Here is a 20,221-nt window from a genome sequence, read left to right on the forward strand (position 1 = left end):
AATTATGCGAAACTAGTTTACAAGTCAACATTACATATGAAAAACAGGTGATATACATATGTCTTTACAGTTTGAAAAGGTCGATGTGTTGCTTGTCGGGGCCGGCTTGGCCGCGGTGACGGTTGCGCTCCATCTGCCCCGGACGTTGAACGTCCTGCTTGTCTCCAAGCATGAAGTGACGAGTGCGAATTCGGACATGGCTCAAGGCGGAATCGCGAGTTCGTACTTAGAACCGTCGAGTGTCGACCATGAGCGAGATACGCTCGTCGCCTCGAAACTCGCGGCCGTGCCCGACCGTGTCTATACACTCGTCGAAGAAGGGCGGACGGCGATTCAAGAGCTGGAACGGTTCGGCGTCGTCTTTGACCGCGACGCGACAGGTTACGCCGTCGGTCGTGAAGGGGCGCATGGCATGAATCGAATCTTTCACGTCGGTGGGGACGAGACCGGACGGCACGTGATGGCGACGCTGCGGCGTCAACTGCCTGACAACGTGACCGTCATGGAACACGTCTTGATCGATTCGTTGGTGAAGACCGACGGCCGTGTGACCGGGGCGACCGGATTCAACGGAGAGACGCGTCTGCACGTCCAGGCCGGGTCCGTCGTCCTCGCGACCGGTGGCATCGGCGGTCTGATTGACTGGACGTCGAACTGTCGCTCGGTCACGGGAGACGGGCTCGTCTTGGCGGACGAGGTCGGGGCGAGACTCACGAACTTGTCCCGAATCCAATTCCACCCGACGCTACTCGCGGTGGAGTCGCCCCACCTCGTAACGGAGGCGTTAAGAGGAGCAGGGGCGACGCTCGTCGATGCGTCGGGACGTCACATAATGGCCTACCATCCACTCGGGAGCCTCGCCCCTAGAGATGAGGTCGCCCGGACGCTCACGCGTCATGACGGCGCCGTCTACTTGGATACGAGCCGTGTCGAGCGGATCGATGAACGGTTCCCGAAACTAGTGGCGACATGTGACGCACACGGAATCGACGTCCGGCGCATCCCGGTCCGGCCGGGACTGCATTTCCATATGGGCGGTGTGGATGTCGACGCCTATGGACGAACGACGGTAGCTGGACTCTATGCGGTTGGTGAGGTCGCCGATTCGGGCGTCCATGGGAAAAATCGACTGGCGTCAAACTCGTTACTTGAATGCTGGGTGTTCGGGAAGCGGGTGGCGGCGGCGGTGACAGTGGAGGAGAAGCCGTTCACGATGAACGAGACGACCGTATATGAGGTTACGCTTGATCTGTTCAGCCGCTATCGGCAACAGATTGGGGAATGGTTGACAATCTCGCCACGACTCGGCAAAATCGTAAGTTTCTTAGAAAATACCCAACAACTGGCACAGACGAAACACGTGTCAAGACAATTAAGTGAACAGACGTTAAGTCTGAAAGCGGCACGCCTGTTGGCCCGTGCCATGATAGAGACGGAGGATGGTTATGAACAAGATCGCTTTGCGCGAACAGCTGACGGCATTTCTACATGAGGACATCGGCTTCGGCGATATCTCGAGCGGACTGATTGATCAGCGCGAGACGTCATTCGCCACGGTCACCGCCAAAATGGATGGGGTGTTCTGTGGCATGGACGTCGTCCTTGAGATGGCCCAGATGCAACGGCTCGTCGTCGAGTCTTGCCTGACGGACGGTTCGAATGTATCGGTCGGAGATGAACTGTTCACGTTGCGGGGCAAGACACGGACGCTCCTTGAGACGGAACGGGTGTTGTTGAACCTCATCCAGCACTTGAGCGGGATCGCGACGATGACGCGGCGTTGCGTCGAACGGCTCGACGACCCAACGATCGCCGTCACGGATACGCGGAAGACGACGCCCGGGCTCCGCATGCTTGAGAAACATGCCGTCCGTTCGGGTGGTGGGAAGAACCACCGGCTCCGTCTCGACGATGCCATCATGATCAAAGACAACCACATCACGGCACTCGGCGGGATCACGAACGCGGTCGCACGGGCTCGGATGCTTGCCGGCCACACGACGCCGATTGAAGTCGAGGTCGAGACGCTCGAACAATTGCATGAGGCGATCGCGGCGAACGCCGACATCATCATGTTCGACAACCGGGCACCCGAAGAACTGAAGGCGTGGCGTGCGCTCGTGCCAGAGCATATTAAAACGGAGGCGTCAGGAGGCATCACTGTCGAAACGATTGCAGCGTATCGCGGTACGGGTGTCGACGTCATCTCAGTCGGACAGTTGACGCATTCGGTGACGGCGCTCGATTGCAGTCTAAATCTTGTAGGAGGAATCAAACATGCAATTACTCGGAACGATGCCAGCGCAGTACGCTGAGTTGACGATTGAACAGATGGAACAACGGATTGAAGCTATAAAGGTCCGACTCGGCAGCCGCCTGTTTTTACCGGCCCACCACTATCAAAAAGATGAGATCGTCCAGTTCGCGGATGCGACCGGAGATTCGCTCCAGCTCGCACGGCTCGCCGAACAGATGAGCGAGGCGGAGTTCATCGTCTTCTGTGGCGTCCACTTCATGGCCGAGACGGCCGACATGCTGACGCGTGACGACCAGCTCGTCATCTTGCCGGACATGCGGGCCGGCTGCTCGATGGCGGACATGGCCGATATCGATCAGACGGAGGTCGCTTGGGAAGAACTGACCGATACGTTCGGCGATGATATCATTCCGATCACGTACGTCAACTCGACGGCGGCAATCAAAGCGTTTGTCGGCAAGAACGGGGGCGCGACGGTCACGTCGTCGAACGCCCATGACATCGTGCGCTGGGCGCTCGAGGCGGGCGAACGGATTTTGTTCTTACCGGACCAGCACCTCGGACGGAACACGGCGTATGACTTGGGCGTGCCGCTCAAGGCGATGGCCGTCTGGGATCCGCTCCGGGAACGACTCGTCTATGAGGGGGACATCGAGGACGTGCGGGTCATTCTGTGGAAAGGGCACTGTTCGGTCCACGAGAAGTTCAACGTCGCCCAAATCGAGGCGTTACGGAAGAACGACCCGGAGCGACGCATCATCGTCCATCCGGAGTGTACGTTCGATGTCGTGCAGGCGGCGGACGAGGCCGGATCGACATCATACATCATCGACCAGATCGAGGCGAGCGCGCCGGGGATGAAGTGGGCCGTCGGCACCGAGATGAATTTGGTCAACCGTCTCGCGGCGACGCACCCCGAGCTCGACATCAATTCGCTCAACCCGTACATGTGCCCGTGCTTGACGATGAATCGAATCGATTTGCCTCATTTGCTCTGGGCGCTCGAGTCGCTCGAGACCGATCCCGTCAATATCATTCGCGTCGACGAAGAGACGACAAAGTGGGCGACACTCGCCCTCGAGCGGATGCTCGCACACTGAGGACAGGCAATCGCCTGTCCTTTTTTCGTGGCGACGGTTATGGTACAATGAATGCAGTTTTCCCATGAAGAGGAGATATGACCGTGATTGAATTCGTAAAAGGCTCCGTCGCCTATGTGTGCGCGGAATATATAACGTTGGATGTTTCGGGCGTCGGCTACAAAGTACATGTGCCTAACCCGTTTTTTTATCGTGAACAAGACGAACATGTAATCGTGTTTACGCATCATTACGTGCGTGAAGACCAACAGACGCTGTACGGTTTCCGCTCACGCCGCGAACGTGAACTGTTCAATAAACTGCTAGGTGTCAACGGCATCGGACCGAAAGGCGCGCTCGCCATCGTCGCCTCGGGCGATATGGACGCGCTCATCGACGCAATCGAGACCGAGAACGAGAAGTATTTGATGAAGTTCCCAGGAGTCGGCAAGAAGACGGCCAAACAGATGGCGCTCGACTTGAAAGGCAAACTATCCGAGCTCGCCCCGGACTATGTGCCTAACACGGGCTTATTTGCCCAAGGCGCGTCCGAACTCGACGAGGCGTGCGAGGCGCTCGTCGCACTCGGCTATTCGGAACGTGAGATCACACGTGTCCGCAAGGAATTGAACTCAGAAATATTGACGACAGACGCTTACATAAAGCGCGCCCTGCAATTGCTATTGAAATAAGGAGGAGACCATGGACGAACGATTGTTGTCACAATCCCATCAACAATATGAAGACTCAGAAGAGTGGAGCTTGCGTCCGCAAAAGTTCGAGCAATACATCGGACAGGAGAAAGCGAAAGGCAACTTGTCGATCTTCATCCAGGCCGCGAAGCTCCGCAGCGAGACGCTCGACCACGTCCTCCTCTACGGTCCCCCGGGACTCGGAAAGACGACACTCGCCCAAATCATTGCCAACGAGATGGGGGTCGGCATCAAGACGACGGCAGGACCCGCCATCGAACGCCCGGGTGACCTCGCCGCAATCCTGTCGACGCTTGAACCGGGCGACGTCCTGTTTATCGACGAGATTCATCGCTTGAGCCGCACGATCGAAGAGATTCTCTATCCGGCGATGGAAGACTACTGTCTCGACATTGTCTACGGACAAGGCGAGATGGCACGAAGCGTCCGCATCGACTTGCCACCGTTCACGCTCGTCGGCGCGACGACGCGGGCCGGCATGTTGTCGGCCCCACTCCGTGACCGCTTCGGTGTGACGTTAAAGCTCGAATACTACGAGACGCATGAGCTCGCCGCCATCGTCAGCCGGACGGCCCAACTGTTCCGCCTGTCGATTTCACCAGAGGCGAGCGGTGCCATCGCAAAACGTTCACGCGGCACGCCGCGAATCGCCAACCGGCTGTTACGCCGCGTTCGTGACTTCGCCCAAGTGGCGGGGACGAAAGAAATCGACCCGGTGCTCGCCTCAGACGCGCTCGACCGGTTGCACGTCGACGCCCTCGGGCTCGACGAGGTCGACCACCGGCTGTTACGGGCGATGGTCGAACGGTTCGGAGGCGGACCGGTCGGACTCGAGACGCTCGCCGCGACGATCGGAGAAGACGCCCAGACAATCGAGGACGTGTATGAGCCGTACTTGTTGCAGCAAGGTTTCCTGCAACGGACGCCGCGCGGCCGCATGATCACCCAGTACGCAAAGACGCATTTTGGCTATGAAGAGGAGTAACGATATGCAAGACATTCAATTGAACGTTAATGACTATGATTTTGACTTACCGGAAGAACTGATCGCCCAAGTACCGCTTCTCGACCGGACGAGCTCACGACTGCTCGTCCTCGACCGCGACTCGGGCGACATCGAGCACCGTCACTTCCGCGACGTGCTCGACTATTTGCAGGCAGGCGACGCCCTCGTCGTCAACGACTCGCGTGTGCTCCCGGCCCGACTGTTCGGGGCGAAGCAGGAGACGGGTGGGAAAGTCGAATTGCTTTTATTGAAGCAGACGGAAGACGACGTCTGGGAAGCGCTCGTCAAACCGGCGAAGAAAGTGCGCGTCGGCGCCATCGTCGAGTTCGGCAACGGGTTGCTCCGGGCCGAGTGTGTCGAAGAACTCCCAGAAGGTGGCCGCCGCTTCAAGTTCGACTACGATGGCATCTTCTACGAGATTTTAGATGAGCTCGGCACGATGCCGCTCCCGCCATATATCCGTGAACAGCTCGACGACCAGGACCGTTACCAGACGGTGTACGCCCGTGAACGCGGGAGTGCGGCCGCGCCGACGGCAGGTCTCCACTTCACGGAAGAACTGCTCGCAGCGGCAGAGGCGAAAGGCGTCAAGTTGATCCCGCTCACGCTCCACGTCGGGCTCGGTACGTTCCGTCCCGTCACGGCGGATACGATTGAAGAACACACGATGCATAGCGAGTATTTCGAACTATCAGCCGTTTCGGCTGAAGCGCTCCGCGACGTCCGTGCAAGCGGCGGCCGCGTCTTCGCCGTCGGGACGACGTCGACCCGGACGCTCGAGACAATCGTGCGCGACCATGGGGATTTCGTCGAGTCATCGGGCTGGACGGACATCTTTATTTACCCGGGTGTCGAGTTGTTGGCGATCGATGGACTGATCACGAACTTCCATCTGCCGAAGTCGACACTCGTCATGCTCGTCTCGGCGTTCGCGTCGCGCGACATCATCTTGAACGCATACCGCACGGCGGTACAAGAACGTTACCGCTTCTTCAGCTTTGGAGACGCGATGCTCATCACGAGGAAGGAAGAGAACAAATGACCAAACACGCAGTCACATATGAACACATCCACACATGTAAACAGACGGGAGCGCGGCACGGAATCGTCCATACGCCGCATGGCTCATTCGAGACGCCTGTCTTCATGCCGGTCGGCACGCAGGCGACCGTCAAGACGATGGCCCCGGAACAAGTCAAGGCGATGGGAGCGAATATCATCCTCTCGAACACGTACCATCTTTGGATTCGTCCAGGACATGAGGTCGTCAAACAAGCCGGCGGTCTTCATAAGTTCATGAACTGGGACGGCGCGATTTTAACGGACTCGGGCGGCTTCCAAGTCTTCTCGCTCGCCGACCTGCGCAACATCCAAGAAGAAGGCGTCCATTTCCGCAACCACTTAAACGGCGACAAGTTGTTCTTGTCACCGGAGAAGGCGATGGAGATTCAAAACGCGCTCGGTTCGGATATCATGATGGCGTTCGACGAGTGCCCGCCATTCCCGGCGACACATGAATACATGAAGAAATCGGTCGAGCGGACGAGCCGTTGGGCAGAGCGTTGCCTCGCGGCACACGAGCGTCCGGAAGACCAGGCGTTGTTCGGTATCATACAAGGCGGAGAATACGAAGATCTCCGTCGTCAAAGTGCGGCCGACCTCGTCTCGCTTGATTTCCCAGGTTATGCCGTCGGTGGACTATCGGTCGGTGAACCGAAAGACGTCATGTACCGAGCGCTCGAGTTCACGACACCGTTCATGCCGGAGAACAAGCCACGCTACTTGATGGGCGTCGGCTCACCGGATGCGTTGATCGAAGGCTCGATTCGCGGCATCGACATGTTCGACTGCGTCTTGCCGACCCGGATCGCCCGCAACGGGACGCTCATGACATCGAAAGGCCGCGTCACGATCAAACATGCGAAACATAAGACGGACTTCGGACCAATCGACGAGAAGTGTGATTGCTACACGTGTAAGAACTATTCGCGCGCGTACGTGCACCACTTGATTCGCGCCGACGAGATGTTCGGGCTTCACCTCTGCTCGACACACAACCTTCACTTCCTCGTGAACTTGATGAGTCAAGTGCGTCAAGCGATCCGCGAAGACCGTCTTTTGGACTTCAAGGAAGAGTTTTTCGAAGAATATGGGTATAACAAACCAAACGCCAAGAATTTCTAATTGTTCTGACAGCGATTATGTGACAACGTTTCAGTTTCACGGTATAATGAACCTGATATTGAAGGAAAGGGTGAATTTTACGCATGGAAACTCTCGTAGCACTATTACCGATGATCCTTATTTTCGTCGTGTTCTACTTCTTGTTGATCCGTCCGCAGACGAAACGTCAGAAGGAAGTACAATCGATGCAAAACGCGCTTGAGCGTGGGGATCACGTCGTAACAATCGGCGGCCTTCACGGCGTCGTCCACCAAATCGAAGACACGCAAGTCACATTGAAATGTGACCAGTCACTCCTTAAGTTCAATCGCAGTGCGATTGCTGAAGTGACGAAAAAAGGCAACTCATCATTCGCTGAGTAACCAAACAACGCCTGACCATCATTGGTCAGGCGTATTTTTGTGTGGAAAATAATCGGGGGATAATCCGCCGCGCCGCTTCTTGTCCGCCATAGATGGCGCGGGCGAACGGTCCGACGATGAGGTCGGCATAAGCTCCAGTCATATAAAAGTCGTCGGTCCAAGCGAGTGTCTCGTCGAGGACGGGCGTGCCGCATGGAGTGAGCGGCAAGTCGAGTTGCTCGAGGAGCGGTCGTAAAAACGATTGTCTCGTATCGAGCGGACGGATGCCCGTACAACAGACGATCTCGGTCGAAGGGAGTGCCTGTCCGTCGACATACAATTGTTCGTCACACCGGACCGCCTCACCAATCACATGATCAATCACGCCTTGACGGATGAGTCGTTTTACTTTGAGGACGAGGTCGTTCGGTGACGTCCCGGGCCGACGCTCGGCTTTGACGAAGGAGCGTTTCTCGATCCAATCGTCTTCAAGCCGATGGAACGCCCGCAAGCCTTTCGGGCCCATGAAGCTACGGTCGGCGTCGAACTGGCTCACCTCGAGCGGTCGTTTCGTGACGAGCGTGACATGATGTCCTTTCTGATGCCGGGCCAAGGCGTAATGTAGCGCCGTGATGCCACCACCGACGACGGTGACATGATCTTGCTCGTTGACCTCCTCAGTAGAGAAGATGTGACGGCAACCCGGGAGTCCCGACCAGTCCGGAAGGTGGACGGCGTTTGATTGTCCGGTCGCGACGATGACCAAGTCGGCCGTGATGCGGCGCTGATTCGTCTCGATGATGTACAGATTCTCTTCACGTGTCACCCGGACGACAGGTTCGTTTCCAATAAAGCGGGACGGTAGCTGCCAATCATCAATCGTCTGGTCACAATGGTCGTTGAACAAGGCGAGCGAAGGCCGACCGAACGTGTCTTTGAAATGATGCGAGCCGTAATCGTAACAAGCGGCAAACTGCTTCAACGCGTGCGGGTTGGACGACAGATGATGGACCCGGGTCGAGCGTAAGTGCGACATCGCGATGCGGCCGGTTTGTGTCTTCCAATTATGGAGAGGAGAGTCGTTCGCGTCGATAATCATCAAGTCGTCGAGCGTCCCGCCTTGTTCTAAGTAGGAGACGGCGAGCGTCATTCCATGGATGCCACCGCCAATTATTAAATCCGTGTATGTGAAGAAATCATCGTGTCACCTCATAAATAGTAATTATTACGATTTGTATCATAGCGGAAGTGGCGGCTTTTTGTCAAACTTCGTCAATCCGAGGAATCATCCACCTTATTTACAAAAATCAAATTGAATCGTGAAAACGTTTGCATTATCGTCAAGTTGAGAAGAATGGGAAAGAAGGAGAAGAAGACATGGATGTGAAACGAATGCTACGCCCGCTTAAAAATTGGAAGGTTCGCCGTCGTCCTGAGAGGCTGAAAGGCCGTTCATCGATGCGGCGGAAAATGGCGATGGCGCTTATCCCGACTTTGATCGCCTTATTGCTGGTCGGAGGACTCGGGTCGTACCAATTACAGAGTGCGACGTCAGAGTATGACCGGGTCTTGAACGAACGGCTCCAAGATATGCTCGTCGCCGAAGATTTGGCGCTGACTGTGACCGATGCCGAGCGCTATTTGAACTACTACTTGCTCGTCTCGAACCCGAAGACATTGATCAGTCTCGAAGCGGCGCAGACAACACGTGACGAGTTGATGAATACGCTCAAACAATCGTCGTCAGATCCGAAAGTCATCGCCTGGATCGGTGATTTGGAGAAGTTCAATCAACTTCTCGACACGGAAATGGCGCGTGTCATCGACCTCCGTCAACAGCAAGACGAAATCGGCTATAAGACGGTGCTCAATACGAGTGTGACACCGACGACGGATCGCGTCCGGATGACGGTGACCGACCTCGTCGCATATCAGGGCGAAGCGCTCGCCGCTGAATCGGAAGCGGTCCAGGCGAGTGCCGGGCAATCGATCATCTGGATGGTCGTCATCAGCATCATCGGCGTCGCTGTCGGTCTACTTTCACTACTAGCCCTCCAAAAGCTGTTCTTGAAGCCGATCAATCGACTCGTCAGCGAAGCGCGCGTCGTCGCCGAAGGAGACTTGACCGGAGACGATATCGAGGTCGGTTCGAACGACGAACTTGGTGACCTCGTCACGGCGTTCAACGACATGAAACGTAATCTCGTCGGTTTGATTCGTCAAGTTGGGGCAGCCTCGGATAAAGTGACGGCCTATTCGGAAGAGCTGTACGCCAGCACGGATCACGTCGCCACGACGACGCAAGATGTGGCCGGGCTGTTCGAACAGATGAATCTCGCGGCGGAAGTCTCGGCGAAACGTGCCGAGGAAGGGACGTCCGGCGTCAACCAAGCCGTCGTCGGATTGAATCAAATCGCCGCAGCCTCACAAGGCGTGAACGAACAGACGATTCATACGCTCGAAGCGGCAAGTGGAGGACTCGAAACGATTCAGTTGGCGGAACGGCAAATGCGTGAGATTCAAAGAGCGAACGATTTGACGCAACAAATGGTCGAGCGCTTGTCGAACCAGTCGCTCGAGATCGAGAAGATCACCCGCTCCATCACCGCCATCACCGAACAGACCAATTTGCTCGCCTTGAACGCAGCGATTGAAGCGGCACGGGCTGGAGAACATGGGAAAGGGTTTGCCGTCGTCGCGGCCGAGGTCCGAAAACTCGCCGAAGAGTCGAAACAGTCGGCGAAACAGATCCAAGCGGTCGTCGCCGACATCCAGCGCGATACGTCAGAAGTCGAATCCGCGTTTGACGTCACGAGTCAACATGTGACGAGCGGCGTGACCCAAATGGGAGAAGTCGCCGGTGCGTTCCGCGAAATCGTCTCAGTCATTCAAGAGACGTCCCGCCAAATGAGTGAAATCGCGGCGGCGACAGAAGAAGTGAGCGCGAACACGACCGAGGTCGCGGTCTCGGTCGAAGATATGTCGACGAACGCTGTCTCGACGCAACGAAGCGTGGAAGAAGCTGGCGCGAACGTCGAAGAGCAACTCGCCGCCATTCAAGAGATCAACGGTATCGCCGAGACGATGAGCCATATGTCGGTCGAGTTGAAAGACCTCGTGCATTTGTTTAAGACATCTTCTAACGAGTGAGGAGCAGCCAGGCATGGATCAAGCGACTGCATTAATCGAGATTTTGCTAGATAAAACGGCAAGTGACGCAGACCGGGATGACGCTGCCATCGATTTGGGGGATATCTCAGATGATGAGGAAGTAGAAGTCGCCTTGTTGACCGTTGCCAATGACGAGGGTACGGATGAGATGATTCGAGCAAGTTGTGGGGAATCATTAGCCCGAATATGGGTTCGGCAAAATCAGGTGAGTCGTGAGAAGTTGGCTCTGCTGACGGGAATCGCTTTAGAAGAAGCGGTGGGAATAATCAAGAATGAAAACTTGGATCTAGGCTAAGGTAGGTAACTGTTACGCATATTTAGCACAAACAAAAAAGAGGCCGTGGACACGAATTGTTTGTGTCCACGGCCTCTTAAAATTTCACAAATTACTTTACTCAGTTGGTTACATTAACAAAATCAGACTGGCTGCCATGACCATCATACCGGCGACCATGCCGTACACCGCATGGTGGGCCCGTCCGTATTCACGCGCAGCTGGGAGTAACTCGTCGAGCGAGATGAACACCATGATACCGCCGACGCCTGCGAACAAGAGACCGAACACCGTGTCATTCAAGAACGGCATCAAAAGAAGGAAACCGACGACCGCGCCGAGCGGTTCGGCGAGACCGGACAAGAAGGACAGTTTCAACGCCTTCTTTCGAGAGCCGGTCGCGTAATAGATCGGAACCGAGACGGCGATGCCTTCCGGAATGTTGTGTAACGCGATAGCAATCGCGATGGCGAGACCGACCGCTGGGTCATCGAGAGCCGAAATGAACGTCGCCAAACCTTCCGGGAAGTTATGGATGGTGATGGCGAGCGCCATAAACAGACCCATCTTATGAAGTCGTTGTCTCGTCTCGTGATTCAATGGGACGCGTTCGGTCGCCGTCGTCGCGAGTTCTTGGGACGACGGGTCGTTTTGCATCGTCTCGACGAATTTGACTTCATGTGGATTCTCAGGAGACGGGATGAACTTGTCGATCAACGCGATCAGCATCATCCCGCCGAAGAAGGCGAGGACGGTATAGAGCGTCCCGGTCTGCTCGCCATGGGCCCCGACGAGCTCGTCGAGCGCTTTCGGGAAAATCTCGATAAAGGATACGTAAATCATGACCCCGCCTGAGAAGCCAAGGGACACCGACAAGAAGGCCGTGTTGGTCCGTTTGGCGAAGAAGGCGATCATACTTCCGATTCCCGTCGCGAGTCCAGCGAACAGCGTCAGTAAAAAGGCATAGAGTATCGTACTATCCATTGGAAAGGACTCCTTTACGTGTAATGTGTAAGTTGATAATCATATCATAGCTCAAGTTTTGCCCTAATGCAACATTTAGTCGCACACGCAAAAAAGCGTGGGAAATCAACGTGTCGTGTTACAATTTTAGGAAAACGATTGATAAATGTTTAGAATATTTGTAATGTTAACGAGAGAAGTTTTTTTAAGAGAACATGTGTTTAGAAAGGAAATAGTCGTATGTACAAAAAAGGGAATATCGCGATCTTTGCGGTCATCATGATTGCAACGATCATGCTCGCCGCCTTGTCGACGCCATGGGTCGTCAAGAATACGAACCTCGGCCTCGATCTTAAAGGCGGGTTCGAAGTGCTGTACGAAGTCCAGCCGCTCGAAGACGGCGATGTCATCGATCAATCAGCGATGAATGCAACCGTTCGCGCCATCAACAACCGGGTCAACGTCCTCGGTGTGTCTGAACCGGATATCCGGATTGAGGACAGTAACCGCATCCGTGTCCAACTTGCGGGCGTATCGAACCAAAACGATGCGCGCGAAGTGCTCTCGTCGACGGCACAACTCACGTTCCGCGACGTCGACGATAACGTCCTCCTCGACGGGAAAGATCTCGCTCCACGTGGCGCGGCACTCAGCTATGACCCACAAGGCACCCCGGTCGTTGAACTGACGCTCCAGTCAGCGGATAAATTCGGTGAAGTCACATCGCAAATTGCCCAGCGTCCGGCACCGGAAAACCGTCTCGTCATCTGGCTTGATTATGAAGAAGGCGACACGTATGCCGAGGAGATTCAAAAAGAGAACTCGAAGATCGTGTCGGATGCATCCGTCACGTCTCCGATCCTATCGGATAAAGCCATCATCTCGGGTGGCGGCATCGATGCCGAGAGCGGTCAACGTCTTGCTGACATCTTGAACGCCGGGGCGCTCCCGGTCAAACTTGAAGAAATCTATTCGACGTCGGTCTCGGCCCAGTTCGGTCAAGACGCGCTCGATAAGACGGTGTTCGCGTCTCTCATCGGGATCGCGGCCATCTTCTTGTTCATGTTGTTCTTCTATCGTTTACCCGGTCTCGTCTCGATTATCACGCTCATTTTGTATATCAATTTGATTATGTTGTTCTTCAACGGCATTAACGCCGTCTTGACGCTCCCTGGTATTGCCGCTCTCGTCCTCGGTGTCGGGATGGCGGTCGATGCGAACATCATCACGGCGGAGCGCATCAAGGATGAACTCCGATCAGGGAAGTCGGTCCTCTCGGCATTCCGTGCCGGGAACCGGCGCTCGCTCAGTACGATTATCGATGCCAACTTGACGACCCTCATCTCGGCAGCGGTCTTGTTCTATTTCGGGACGAGCTCGGTCCGAGGGTTCGCCATCATGCTCATGATCTCGATTGCGATGACGTTCATCTCGAACGTCTTCATCTCGCGTTATTTGATGCACCTCCTCGTCTCGAGTCGTCTGTTCGACAAACGAAAAGGCTGGTTTGGTGTGAAGGAGAGTGAAATCCGTGAACTTTAAGCTCACTGAATTGAATTATGTGAAACATATGCGCACGATGTTCATCATCTCATGTGCCATCGTCATCATCGGCCTCGGCATCTTGTTCTTCCGTGGCTTGAACCTCGGGATCGACTTCGCGTCGGGTACTCGGGTCGAAGTGTTGACCGAATCACAAGTGTCTCAAGAAGAATTGGCAGCCGCGTTTGAAGAAGCTGGTGTCGATGAGGACATCTCGTCGGTCCAATACGCGGAAGGTGGAACGCTCGCCAACGTGACGTTCGTCGGTCAGCTCGCGCAAGACGAAGTCGCGTCAGTGAAGACCGTGTTCACGGAAACATTCGGGAACGACCCGAACATCAGCACCGTGTCGGCCGAAGTTGGTCGTGATATCGCTCGGAATGCTATCTATGCGGTCGCGCTCGCGTCGCTCGGGATCATCCTCTATATCACGTTCCGCTTCCAATTCTCGTATGCGGTCGCGACGGTCGTCGCCATGCTCCACGATGCGTTCTTCATGATCGTGGCGTTCTCGATTTTCGGTATCGAGGTCAACTTGTACTTCGTCGCCGCCGTCTTGACGATTATCGGGTATTCGGTCAACGATACGATCGTCACGTTCGACCGCGTCCGTGAGAACATCCAAGCGTATGAGAAGGAACGGAAAATCAAATCGATGGACGTGTATCGTGACATCGTCAACACGTCGATTCAAGAGACGATCGTCCGCTCGGTCAACACGGTCGTCACCGTGCTCTTGACGGTCATCGCCTTGTACGTGTTCGGCGCCGAGTCGATCCGCGGTTTCTCAATCGCGTTGCTCATCGGTCTCGTCATGGGGATGTACTCATCGATTTTCATCGCCTCGTACTTGTGGATGCTTCTCAAAGGCATGTCGCTCAACAAAAAGAAAGAAACCGCCCCAGAGGCGTAACCGCAGGTCTCCCGAATCGTTCGGGGGACCTTTTATGAATGTCAAGACGGCACTTCAGTCGCTCGTTCTGATATAATCTACAATTGATTGGAGTGAAGGACTATGTATCATGCGAAGAAACGATGGGTGTATCCGGAGACGGATACGACCGCGGTTGAACAGCTACAGACAGAACTAAATATATCGAAGCAACTCGCGACGCTCCTCACGCAACGGGGGCACCGCGATGTCGAGGCGGCCAAGGCGTTTTTATACGTTGAAGAGAAGTTGACGTTCCACGATCCATACTTGTTTGAACAGATGAATAAAGTCGTCGACCGTTTGAAACGAGCGGCCGACGATGGTGAGATGGTGCTCATCTACGGCGACTATGATGTCGATGGTGTCAGCGCCTCGGCCGTCATGTGGCACGCCTTGACCGAGATCGGTGTCATGGCGGAATGTTACATTCCGAACCGATTCACGGAAGGCTACGGTCCGAACAAAGAGGCGTTCGGCTGGGCCGCGGGTGAAGGGTTCACGCTCATCATCACGGTCGACTGTGGGATTTCAGGGATTGAAGAGGCAGCGCTCTTAAAAGAGCTCGGTGTCGATTTGATTATCACTGACCACCATGAACCGAAAGCGACGCTCCCAGACGCGTTCGCCATCATCCATCCTCACATCGATCCGTCATATCCGTATGACAAGCTCGCCGGGGCAGGCGTCGCGCTCAAAGTGGCGCATGCCGTGCTCGGCCGGATGCCAGAAGAGTTACTCGATTTGGCTGTGCTCGGTACGATCGCCGACCTCGTCCCGCTCGACGGGGAGAACCGTCTGCTCGCGAAGCTTGGACTGAAGGCGCTCGACGATTCGAAACGTCCAGGGATTCTTGCGCTCCGCGAAGTATGCGCCTTGACGGACGGGACGTTGAACGAGGAGTCGGTCGGGTTCGCATTCGGACCACGCATCAACGCTGCCGGTCGTCTTGACTCGGCGATGCCAGCGCTCCAAATGCTACTAGCCGAGAGCGTCGAGGAGGCACTCGAACTGGCGAAGCAGCTCGACAAACAGAACAAAGAACGTCAAGACATCGTCAAGACGATCGCCAAGGAAGCGACGGAACTCGTCGAGGCTTCGATGACGGACGACCGCGTCCTCGTCGTCGCCAGCGAACGATGGAATCCGGGTGTCGTCGGGATCGTCGCATCACGGCTCGTCGAGGCGTACTATCGTCCGGTCATCCTATTATGCCACGACCCGAAGACGGGGAAAGCGAAGGGGTCGGGCCGGTCAATTGACGGCTTCGACTTGTTCAAAGAACTATCGAAAAATGAAGACATCTTGCCGCACTTCGGCGGACACCCGGCCGCAGCCGGGATGACCTTGTTATCGGAGAACGTGGCCGAACTGCGCCGTCGTCTGAACGAACAAGCCGAGTCGATTCCGGACGAGACGTTCGTCGCCCGCGTCAACGTCGACTTGAAACTTGACGTGAACGACGTGTCGCTCGACTTGATCTCGGAAATCGGCAAGCTCGCCCCGTTCGGGATGGGTAATCCGTCACCACGCGTCGTCGTGGCAGACGCAAGACTGCGAGACATCCGTCAAATCGGACGTGACAACACCCATTTGAAAGTTCAGCTTGCCGGGGACAAACGTGAACTCGACGGGATCGGTTTCGGATTCGGCCACGTCGTCTCCGAGATTTCGAAGATGGCCCACGTCTCGGTCATGGGCAGTCTGCAAGTGAATGAATGGAACGGGATGCGCAAGCCGCAGCTCATGATTCAAGACATCCGTGTCGACGGGTTCCAAGTGTTCGATTATCGGGGTAAGAAAAACTCGCTTGACGAATTGAAACAGCTCCCGGGCGACACGACGTCGTTCGTATCGTTCCAAGGGCGGGACGACTTCCCGCTCCACGACCTCGATACGCCGCTCAAGCCTTTTGTCGTCTTGCTCGATTTGCCGGACGAGGAAGACGTATTGGCGGACTTGTTGACCGAGGACGTAGAACGTATCTACTGTGCGTTCGGACAAGGCGGCTCGTTCTTCGAGAAGTTGCCGACGCGTGAAGATTTCCGAACATACTACGTCCACATGGCGACGTGCGAACGGAAAAACCTGCGCGAAAACTTGATTCGTTTGTCAATCGAGCGAAAATGGTCAAAAAATACGATTCAATTTATGCATCAAGTATTCTCTGAACTCGAGTTTCTTGTTACAATGGAAGACGGACTGCCTGGAGTGAATCCAGAAGCGCCGAAACGCGATTTGACCGAAGCGCCATGTTATAAGCGCCGGGTTGGACGAGTCCAACTCGAGGAGCGTTTCATCTATGCGTCGTTGGCAGAACTGAAAGAGCGGTTACAATCATTGCGATCGAACAAGATGCAGGAGGCTTACACATAAAATGGATTTCAAACAGCATATTAAAGAAGTAGCGGATTACCCGAAAGAAGGGATCAGCTTCAAGGACATCACGTCACTCATGCAAGACGGTCCGGCTTACAAAAAAGCGGTCGACGAGCTCATCGCTTACGCACAGGAGCGCGGTGCCGAACTCATCGCCGGCCCTGAGGCACGCGGTTTCGTCGTCGGTTGCCCGGCAGCGTACGCACTTGAGCTCGGGTTCGTCCCGGTCCGTAAAGAAGGCAAGTTGCCACGGGAGACGGTTCGCGTCTCTTACGGACTCGAATACGGCACAGATATTTTGACGATGCACAAAGACTCGATCAAACCAGGCCAACAAGTCGTCATCTTAGATGACTTGCTCGCAACAGGCGGAACGATCGAAGCGACAATCAAAATGATTGAACAGCTCGGCGGCGTCGTCGCTGGGATCGGATTCTTAATCGAGCTTGATGGACTTGGTGGACGTGAGCGTCTCGAAGGATACGACGTGTTCTCACTCATTCGTTACGAAGATTAATCAAAGGGAAGCGATGGCTTCCCTTTTTTGAATAGTTTTTGAGTAAAATAACCCACAACCTTTGACAGGTCGTCAGATTTTTTCGATAATAGTAAGTAAAATTAGAACAACCACGTACGTTAACTACTACCATGCTGCGACTTGTCCGAGTCGATTGGAGCGGCAAGAAAAAGGGTGTCGAATGTTATGACCAAAAAACAAATCGTAAGTATTGAGGACCTTCTCGACGCGCTCGGGGAGTATATGGGTGAAGACGAGATTGCCGAAGTGAGACGCGCTTACGAATACGCAAAACTGCATCATACCGGTCAGTTCCGACGTTCCGGCGAACCCTACATTCTGCATCCGGTCCAAGTGGCCGGTATTCTCGTTGATATCGGGTTAGACGCGACGACGATTATCGGTGCGCTTCTTCATGATGTCGTTGAAGACACGGACATCACGCTCAAACAACTCGCTGACGAGTTTGGGGTCGAGGTGGCCATGCTCGTCGACGGTGTGACGAAGCTCGGTAAAATCAAATATAAATCGAAAAAAGAAGAGCTCGCCGAGAATCACCGCAAGATGATTATCGCGATGGCTGAAGACGTACGTGTCATCTTGATCAAACTCGCCGACCGTCTGCATAACATGCGGACGCTTCAACATATGCCGAAAGAGAAGCAAGTGCAAAAGGCGGAAGAGACGCTCGAAATCTTTGCACCGCTCGCCCACCGGATGGGGATCTCGACGATCAAATGGGAACTCGAAGATATCTCGTTACGTTATATCAACCCGCAGCAATACTATAAGATCGTCTCGATGATGAAACAGAAACGGACCGAGCGGGAAGCGCTCGTCACATCGGTCATCACGGAAGTGAACGCCGTCCTCGAGGACGTGAGCATCGAGGCCGACGTCAACGGCCGCCCGAAGCATATCTACTCGATTTATAACAAGATGGTAAAGCATAAGAAAGAGTTCAATGAGATTTACGACTTGATGGCCGTCCGCATCATCGTCGATTCGATTCGCGACTGTTACGCCGTCCTCGGCATCATCCACACGCAGTACAAGCCGATGCCAGGTCGGTTCAAAGACTACATCGCCATGCCGAAACCGAACATGTATCAGTCGCTCCACACGACGGTGATCGGACCGAAAGGTGAGCCGCTCGAAGTGCAAATCCGCACGAAGGACATGCACTTCATCGCCGAATTCGGGATTGCCGCGCACTGGGCCTATAAAGAAGGAAAGAACGTCGCGACGAACGGGTTCGATGAAAAGATCGCCCATCTGCGCGAGATTTTAGAGCTACAAAAAGATACGACTGACGCTGAGGAGTTCATGGAATCGCTCAAAGTCGATTTCTTTAGCGATATGCTCTACGTCTTCACACCGAAAGGGGACGTCTTCGAGTTGCCGAAAGGCTCGGTCCCAATCGATTACGCGTATCGCATCCATACCGAGATTGGTCACCGGATGACCGGCGCGAAAGTGAACGGACGGATGGTACCGCTCGACCATAAACTCGAGACAGGTGACATCATCGAGATCATCACGTCGAAACATAGCTATGGACCGAGCAAGGACTGGCTCAAACTCGCCGTCTCGAGCCAGGCGAAGAACAAGATCCGCCAATGGTTCAAGCGCCAACAGCGTGAAGAGAACGTCGAGAAAGGCAAAGAGCTCGTCGACGTCGAAATCAAAAAACTCGGCTTCGAGCCAAAAGAAGTGATTGATGACCAGTCGCTCTCCGTCGTCGTCGAAAAGTTCAATTTTGGAAATGAAGAAGAGATGTATGCCGCGGTCGGCTATCACGGCATCACGGCGGCGCAAGTCGCCCACAAGTTGACGGAGAAGCAGCGGAAAGAACCGAAACTTGAACTGTCGGACGCGATCAACGAATTGAAAGTCAGTCAGTCACCGAAGAAGAAGACGGCCGAGGCCGGCGTCTCGGTGAAAGGGATCGACAACATGCTCATCCGCATGAGCCGATGCTGTAACCCGGTACCGGGCGACGAAATCGTCGGGTATATCACGCGCGGACGCGGCGTGTCGATTCACCGGAAAGACTGCTTGAACATCATCAATGAGCAGCATCCGGAGCGACTCCTTACGGTCGAGTGGGAAGCCGGGCAAGCGAAAGAGAAGAACTATAACGTCGATATCGAGATCACCGGCTACGACCGTTCAGGGCTCTTGAACGACGTGCTTCAAGCCGTCTCGGCGACGAACACGAACATCGTGGCCGTCAGCGGACGCGGGGACCAGAACAAACAGGCCCGCATCTCGATGACGATCTCAATCCCGAACGTAAACCATCTGCAAAAAGTCGTCGACCGGATCAAGCAAATCTCGGACGTGTACTCGGTCAGCCGAGTCATGATGACGTGACGAAAGGAAGATTTCAGTGCGTGTATTGTTGCAACGAGTGAAACAAGCCTCTGTCACCGTCGATGCGGAGACGGTCGGCCAAATCGAGGCCGGCTATCTGCTCCTCGTCGGGGTGACCCACGAGGACACCGAGACGGAAGTGAACTGGCTCGCCGACAAGGTGGCCGGACTCCGTGTCTTCGAGGACGCGGATGAGAAGATGAACTTATCGATTCAAGACGTCGACGGGAAAGTGTTGTCCGTATCACAGTTCACACTGTACGGCGACACGCAGAAAGGCCGTCGTCCCGCGTTCACGCAAGCGGCGAAGCCGGACATCGCGGAACGACTTTACGAGAAGTTCAATGAACGATTGCGGACGCACGGGCTCGTCGTCGAGACCGGGCAGTTCGGGGCGATGATGGACGTCGCGCTCGTCAATGACGGACCGGTGACGCTCATGCTCGAAAAAAACGCTTGACAGAAGCGGGCACGATTCGGCATCATGA

16 protein-coding genes and 1 pseudogene are annotated in these 20,221 nt (G+C 55.0%); 15 read left to right on the forward strand and 2 right to left on the reverse strand.

Features of this window, described 5'->3' with window-relative positions; genetic code table 11:
* The first annotated feature begins 58 nt into the window (after positions 1-58).
* The 8 genes from DPV68_RS05520 to yajC all read left to right on the forward strand — a co-directional run bounded on the left by DPV68_RS05520 (position 59) and on the right by yajC (position 7,601).
* Positions 59-1,492, forward strand: coding sequence for an L-aspartate oxidase (locus DPV68_RS05520; protein WP_114165797.1), 1,434 nt, complete (start codon positions 59-61; stop codon positions 1,490-1,492).
* Positions 1,446-2,315: a carboxylating nicotinate-nucleotide diphosphorylase gene (gene nadC / locus DPV68_RS05525; protein ID WP_114165798.1), complete on the forward strand. Its 870-nt coding sequence runs from the start codon at positions 1,446-1,448 to the stop codon at positions 2,313-2,315. The genes DPV68_RS05520 and nadC overlap by 47 nt, the downstream gene beginning before the upstream one ends.
* Positions 2,278-3,357 carry a quinolinate synthase NadA gene (nadA, locus tag DPV68_RS05530; RefSeq protein ID WP_114165799.1) on the forward strand — a complete coding sequence of 360 codons (1,080 nt, stop codon included), beginning with the start codon at positions 2,278-2,280 and terminating at the stop codon, positions 3,355-3,357. The genes nadC and nadA overlap by 38 nt, the downstream gene beginning before the upstream one ends.
* A gap of 83 nt (positions 3,358-3,440) precedes the next feature.
* Entirely contained in the window at positions 3,441-4,028 is a 588-nt protein-coding gene (gene ruvA, locus DPV68_RS05535) for a Holliday junction branch migration protein RuvA (protein WP_021066894.1), read from the forward strand.
* Between the two features lie 10 nt (positions 4,029-4,038).
* Complete coding sequence (gene ruvB / locus DPV68_RS05540; RefSeq protein ID WP_114165800.1) at positions 4,039-5,034, forward strand: Holliday junction branch migration DNA helicase RuvB; 996 nt, start codon at positions 4,039-4,041, stop codon at positions 5,032-5,034.
* Positions 5,035-5,053: 19 nt separating this feature from the next.
* Positions 5,054-6,097 carry a tRNA preQ1(34) S-adenosylmethionine ribosyltransferase-isomerase QueA gene (queA, locus tag DPV68_RS05545; protein ID WP_114165842.1) on the forward strand — a complete coding sequence of 348 codons (1,044 nt, stop codon included), beginning with the start codon at positions 5,054-5,056 and terminating at the stop codon, positions 6,095-6,097.
* Positions 6,094-7,239, forward strand: a complete 1,146-nt coding sequence (gene tgt, locus DPV68_RS05550; RefSeq protein ID WP_021066897.1) for a tRNA guanosine(34) transglycosylase Tgt — start codon at positions 6,094-6,096, stop codon at positions 7,237-7,239. Before queA ends, tgt begins: the two co-directional genes overlap by 4 nt.
* An 83-nt stretch (positions 7,240-7,322) precedes the next feature.
* Positions 7,323-7,601: a preprotein translocase subunit YajC gene (gene yajC / locus DPV68_RS05555; protein ID WP_021066898.1), complete on the forward strand. Its 279-nt coding sequence runs from the start codon at positions 7,323-7,325 to the stop codon at positions 7,599-7,601.
* A gap of 25 nt (positions 7,602-7,626) precedes the next feature.
* On the opposite strand, the gene DPV68_RS05560 is transcribed toward yajC, so the two are convergent.
* Positions 7,627-8,730, reverse strand: a complete 1,104-nt coding sequence (locus tag DPV68_RS05560) for an NAD(P)-binding domain-containing protein (protein ID WP_114165801.1) — start codon at positions 8,728-8,730, stop codon at positions 7,627-7,629.
* 227 nt (positions 8,731-8,957) lie between these two features.
* Here DPV68_RS05560 and DPV68_RS05565 point away from each other — a divergent pair, with 227 nt between their 5' ends.
* Both DPV68_RS05565 and DPV68_RS05570 read left to right on the forward strand, forming a co-directional pair.
* The gene (locus DPV68_RS05565) at positions 8,958-10,730 is read left to right on the forward strand and encodes a methyl-accepting chemotaxis protein (RefSeq protein WP_114165802.1); all 1,773 of its coding nucleotides are present in this window, start codon (positions 8,958-8,960) and stop codon (positions 10,728-10,730) included.
* Between the two features lie 13 nt (positions 10,731-10,743).
* Positions 10,744-11,046: a hypothetical protein gene (locus tag DPV68_RS05570; protein ID WP_114165803.1), complete on the forward strand. Its 303-nt coding sequence runs from the start codon at positions 10,744-10,746 to the stop codon at positions 11,044-11,046.
* Between the two features lie 108 nt (positions 11,047-11,154).
* Here the strand turns inward: DPV68_RS05570 and zupT are convergent, their stop codons facing one another.
* Entirely contained in the window at positions 11,155-12,009 is an 855-nt protein-coding gene (gene zupT, locus DPV68_RS05575; RefSeq protein WP_114165804.1) for a zinc transporter ZupT, read from the reverse strand.
* Between the two features lie 219 nt (positions 12,010-12,228).
* Between zupT and secD the strand changes: the two are divergent.
* From secD to dtd, 5 genes and pseudogenes are all read left to right on the forward strand, one after another.
* Positions 12,229-14,443 (forward strand): annotated as a pseudogene (secD, locus tag DPV68_RS15180) (protein translocase subunit SecD).
* Positions 14,444-14,545: 102 nt separating this feature from the next.
* On the forward strand, positions 14,546-16,837 hold the full coding sequence (recJ, locus tag DPV68_RS05590) for a single-stranded-DNA-specific exonuclease RecJ (RefSeq protein WP_114165807.1): 2,292 nt from the start codon (positions 14,546-14,548) through the stop codon (positions 16,835-16,837).
* Position 16,838: 1 nt separating this feature from the next.
* Positions 16,839-17,357: an adenine phosphoribosyltransferase gene (locus DPV68_RS05595; RefSeq protein WP_034776883.1), complete on the forward strand. Its 519-nt coding sequence runs from the start codon at positions 16,839-16,841 to the stop codon at positions 17,355-17,357.
* Between the two features lie 243 nt (positions 17,358-17,600).
* Entirely contained in the window at positions 17,601-19,733 is a 2,133-nt protein-coding gene (locus DPV68_RS05600) for a RelA/SpoT family protein (RefSeq protein WP_370447065.1), read from the forward strand.
* Positions 19,734-19,749: 16 nt separating this feature from the next.
* Positions 19,750-20,193, forward strand: a complete 444-nt coding sequence (gene dtd / locus DPV68_RS05605) for a D-aminoacyl-tRNA deacylase (RefSeq protein ID WP_034776885.1) — start codon at positions 19,750-19,752, stop codon at positions 20,191-20,193.
* The last annotated feature ends 28 nt before the right edge of the window (positions 20,194-20,221 follow it).

This window comes from Exiguobacterium sp. TNDT2 (genome assembly GCF_003331145.1).
In the GTDB taxonomy this organism is placed as follows: domain Bacteria; phylum Bacillota; class Bacilli; order Exiguobacteriales; family Exiguobacteriaceae; genus Exiguobacterium.

Coding starts and splice junctions, on each gene's coding strand:
- DPV68_RS05520 (WP_114165797.1), top strand. CDS start 59: ATGTCTTTACAGTTTGAAAAGGTCGATGTGTTGCTTGTCGGGGCCGGC.
- nadC (WP_114165798.1), top strand. CDS start 1,446: ATGAACAAGATCGCTTTGCGCGAACAGCTGACGGCATTTCTACATGAG.
- nadA (WP_114165799.1), top strand. CDS start 2,278: ATGCAATTACTCGGAACGATGCCAGCGCAGTACGCTGAGTTGACGATT.
- ruvB (WP_114165800.1), top strand. CDS start 4,039: ATGGACGAACGATTGTTGTCACAATCCCATCAACAATATGAAGACTCA.
- tgt (WP_021066897.1), top strand. CDS start 6,094: ATGACCAAACACGCAGTCACATATGAACACATCCACACATGTAAACAG.
- yajC (WP_021066898.1), top strand. CDS start 7,323: ATGGAAACTCTCGTAGCACTATTACCGATGATCCTTATTTTCGTCGTG.
- DPV68_RS05560 (WP_114165801.1), bottom strand. CDS start 8,730: ATGACGCTCGCCGTCTCCTACTTAGAACAAGGCGGGACGCTCGACGAC.
- DPV68_RS05565 (WP_114165802.1), top strand. CDS start 8,958: ATGGATGTGAAACGAATGCTACGCCCGCTTAAAAATTGGAAGGTTCGC.
- DPV68_RS05570 (WP_114165803.1), top strand. CDS start 10,744: ATGGATCAAGCGACTGCATTAATCGAGATTTTGCTAGATAAAACGGCA.
- zupT (WP_114165804.1), bottom strand. CDS start 12,009: ATGGATAGTACGATACTCTATGCCTTTTTACTGACGCTGTTCGCTGGA.
- recJ (WP_114165807.1), top strand. CDS start 14,546: ATGTATCATGCGAAGAAACGATGGGTGTATCCGGAGACGGATACGACC.
- DPV68_RS05595 (WP_034776883.1), top strand. CDS start 16,839: ATGGATTTCAAACAGCATATTAAAGAAGTAGCGGATTACCCGAAAGAA.
- DPV68_RS05600 (WP_370447065.1), top strand. CDS start 17,601: ATGGGTGAAGACGAGATTGCCGAAGTGAGACGCGCTTACGAATACGCA.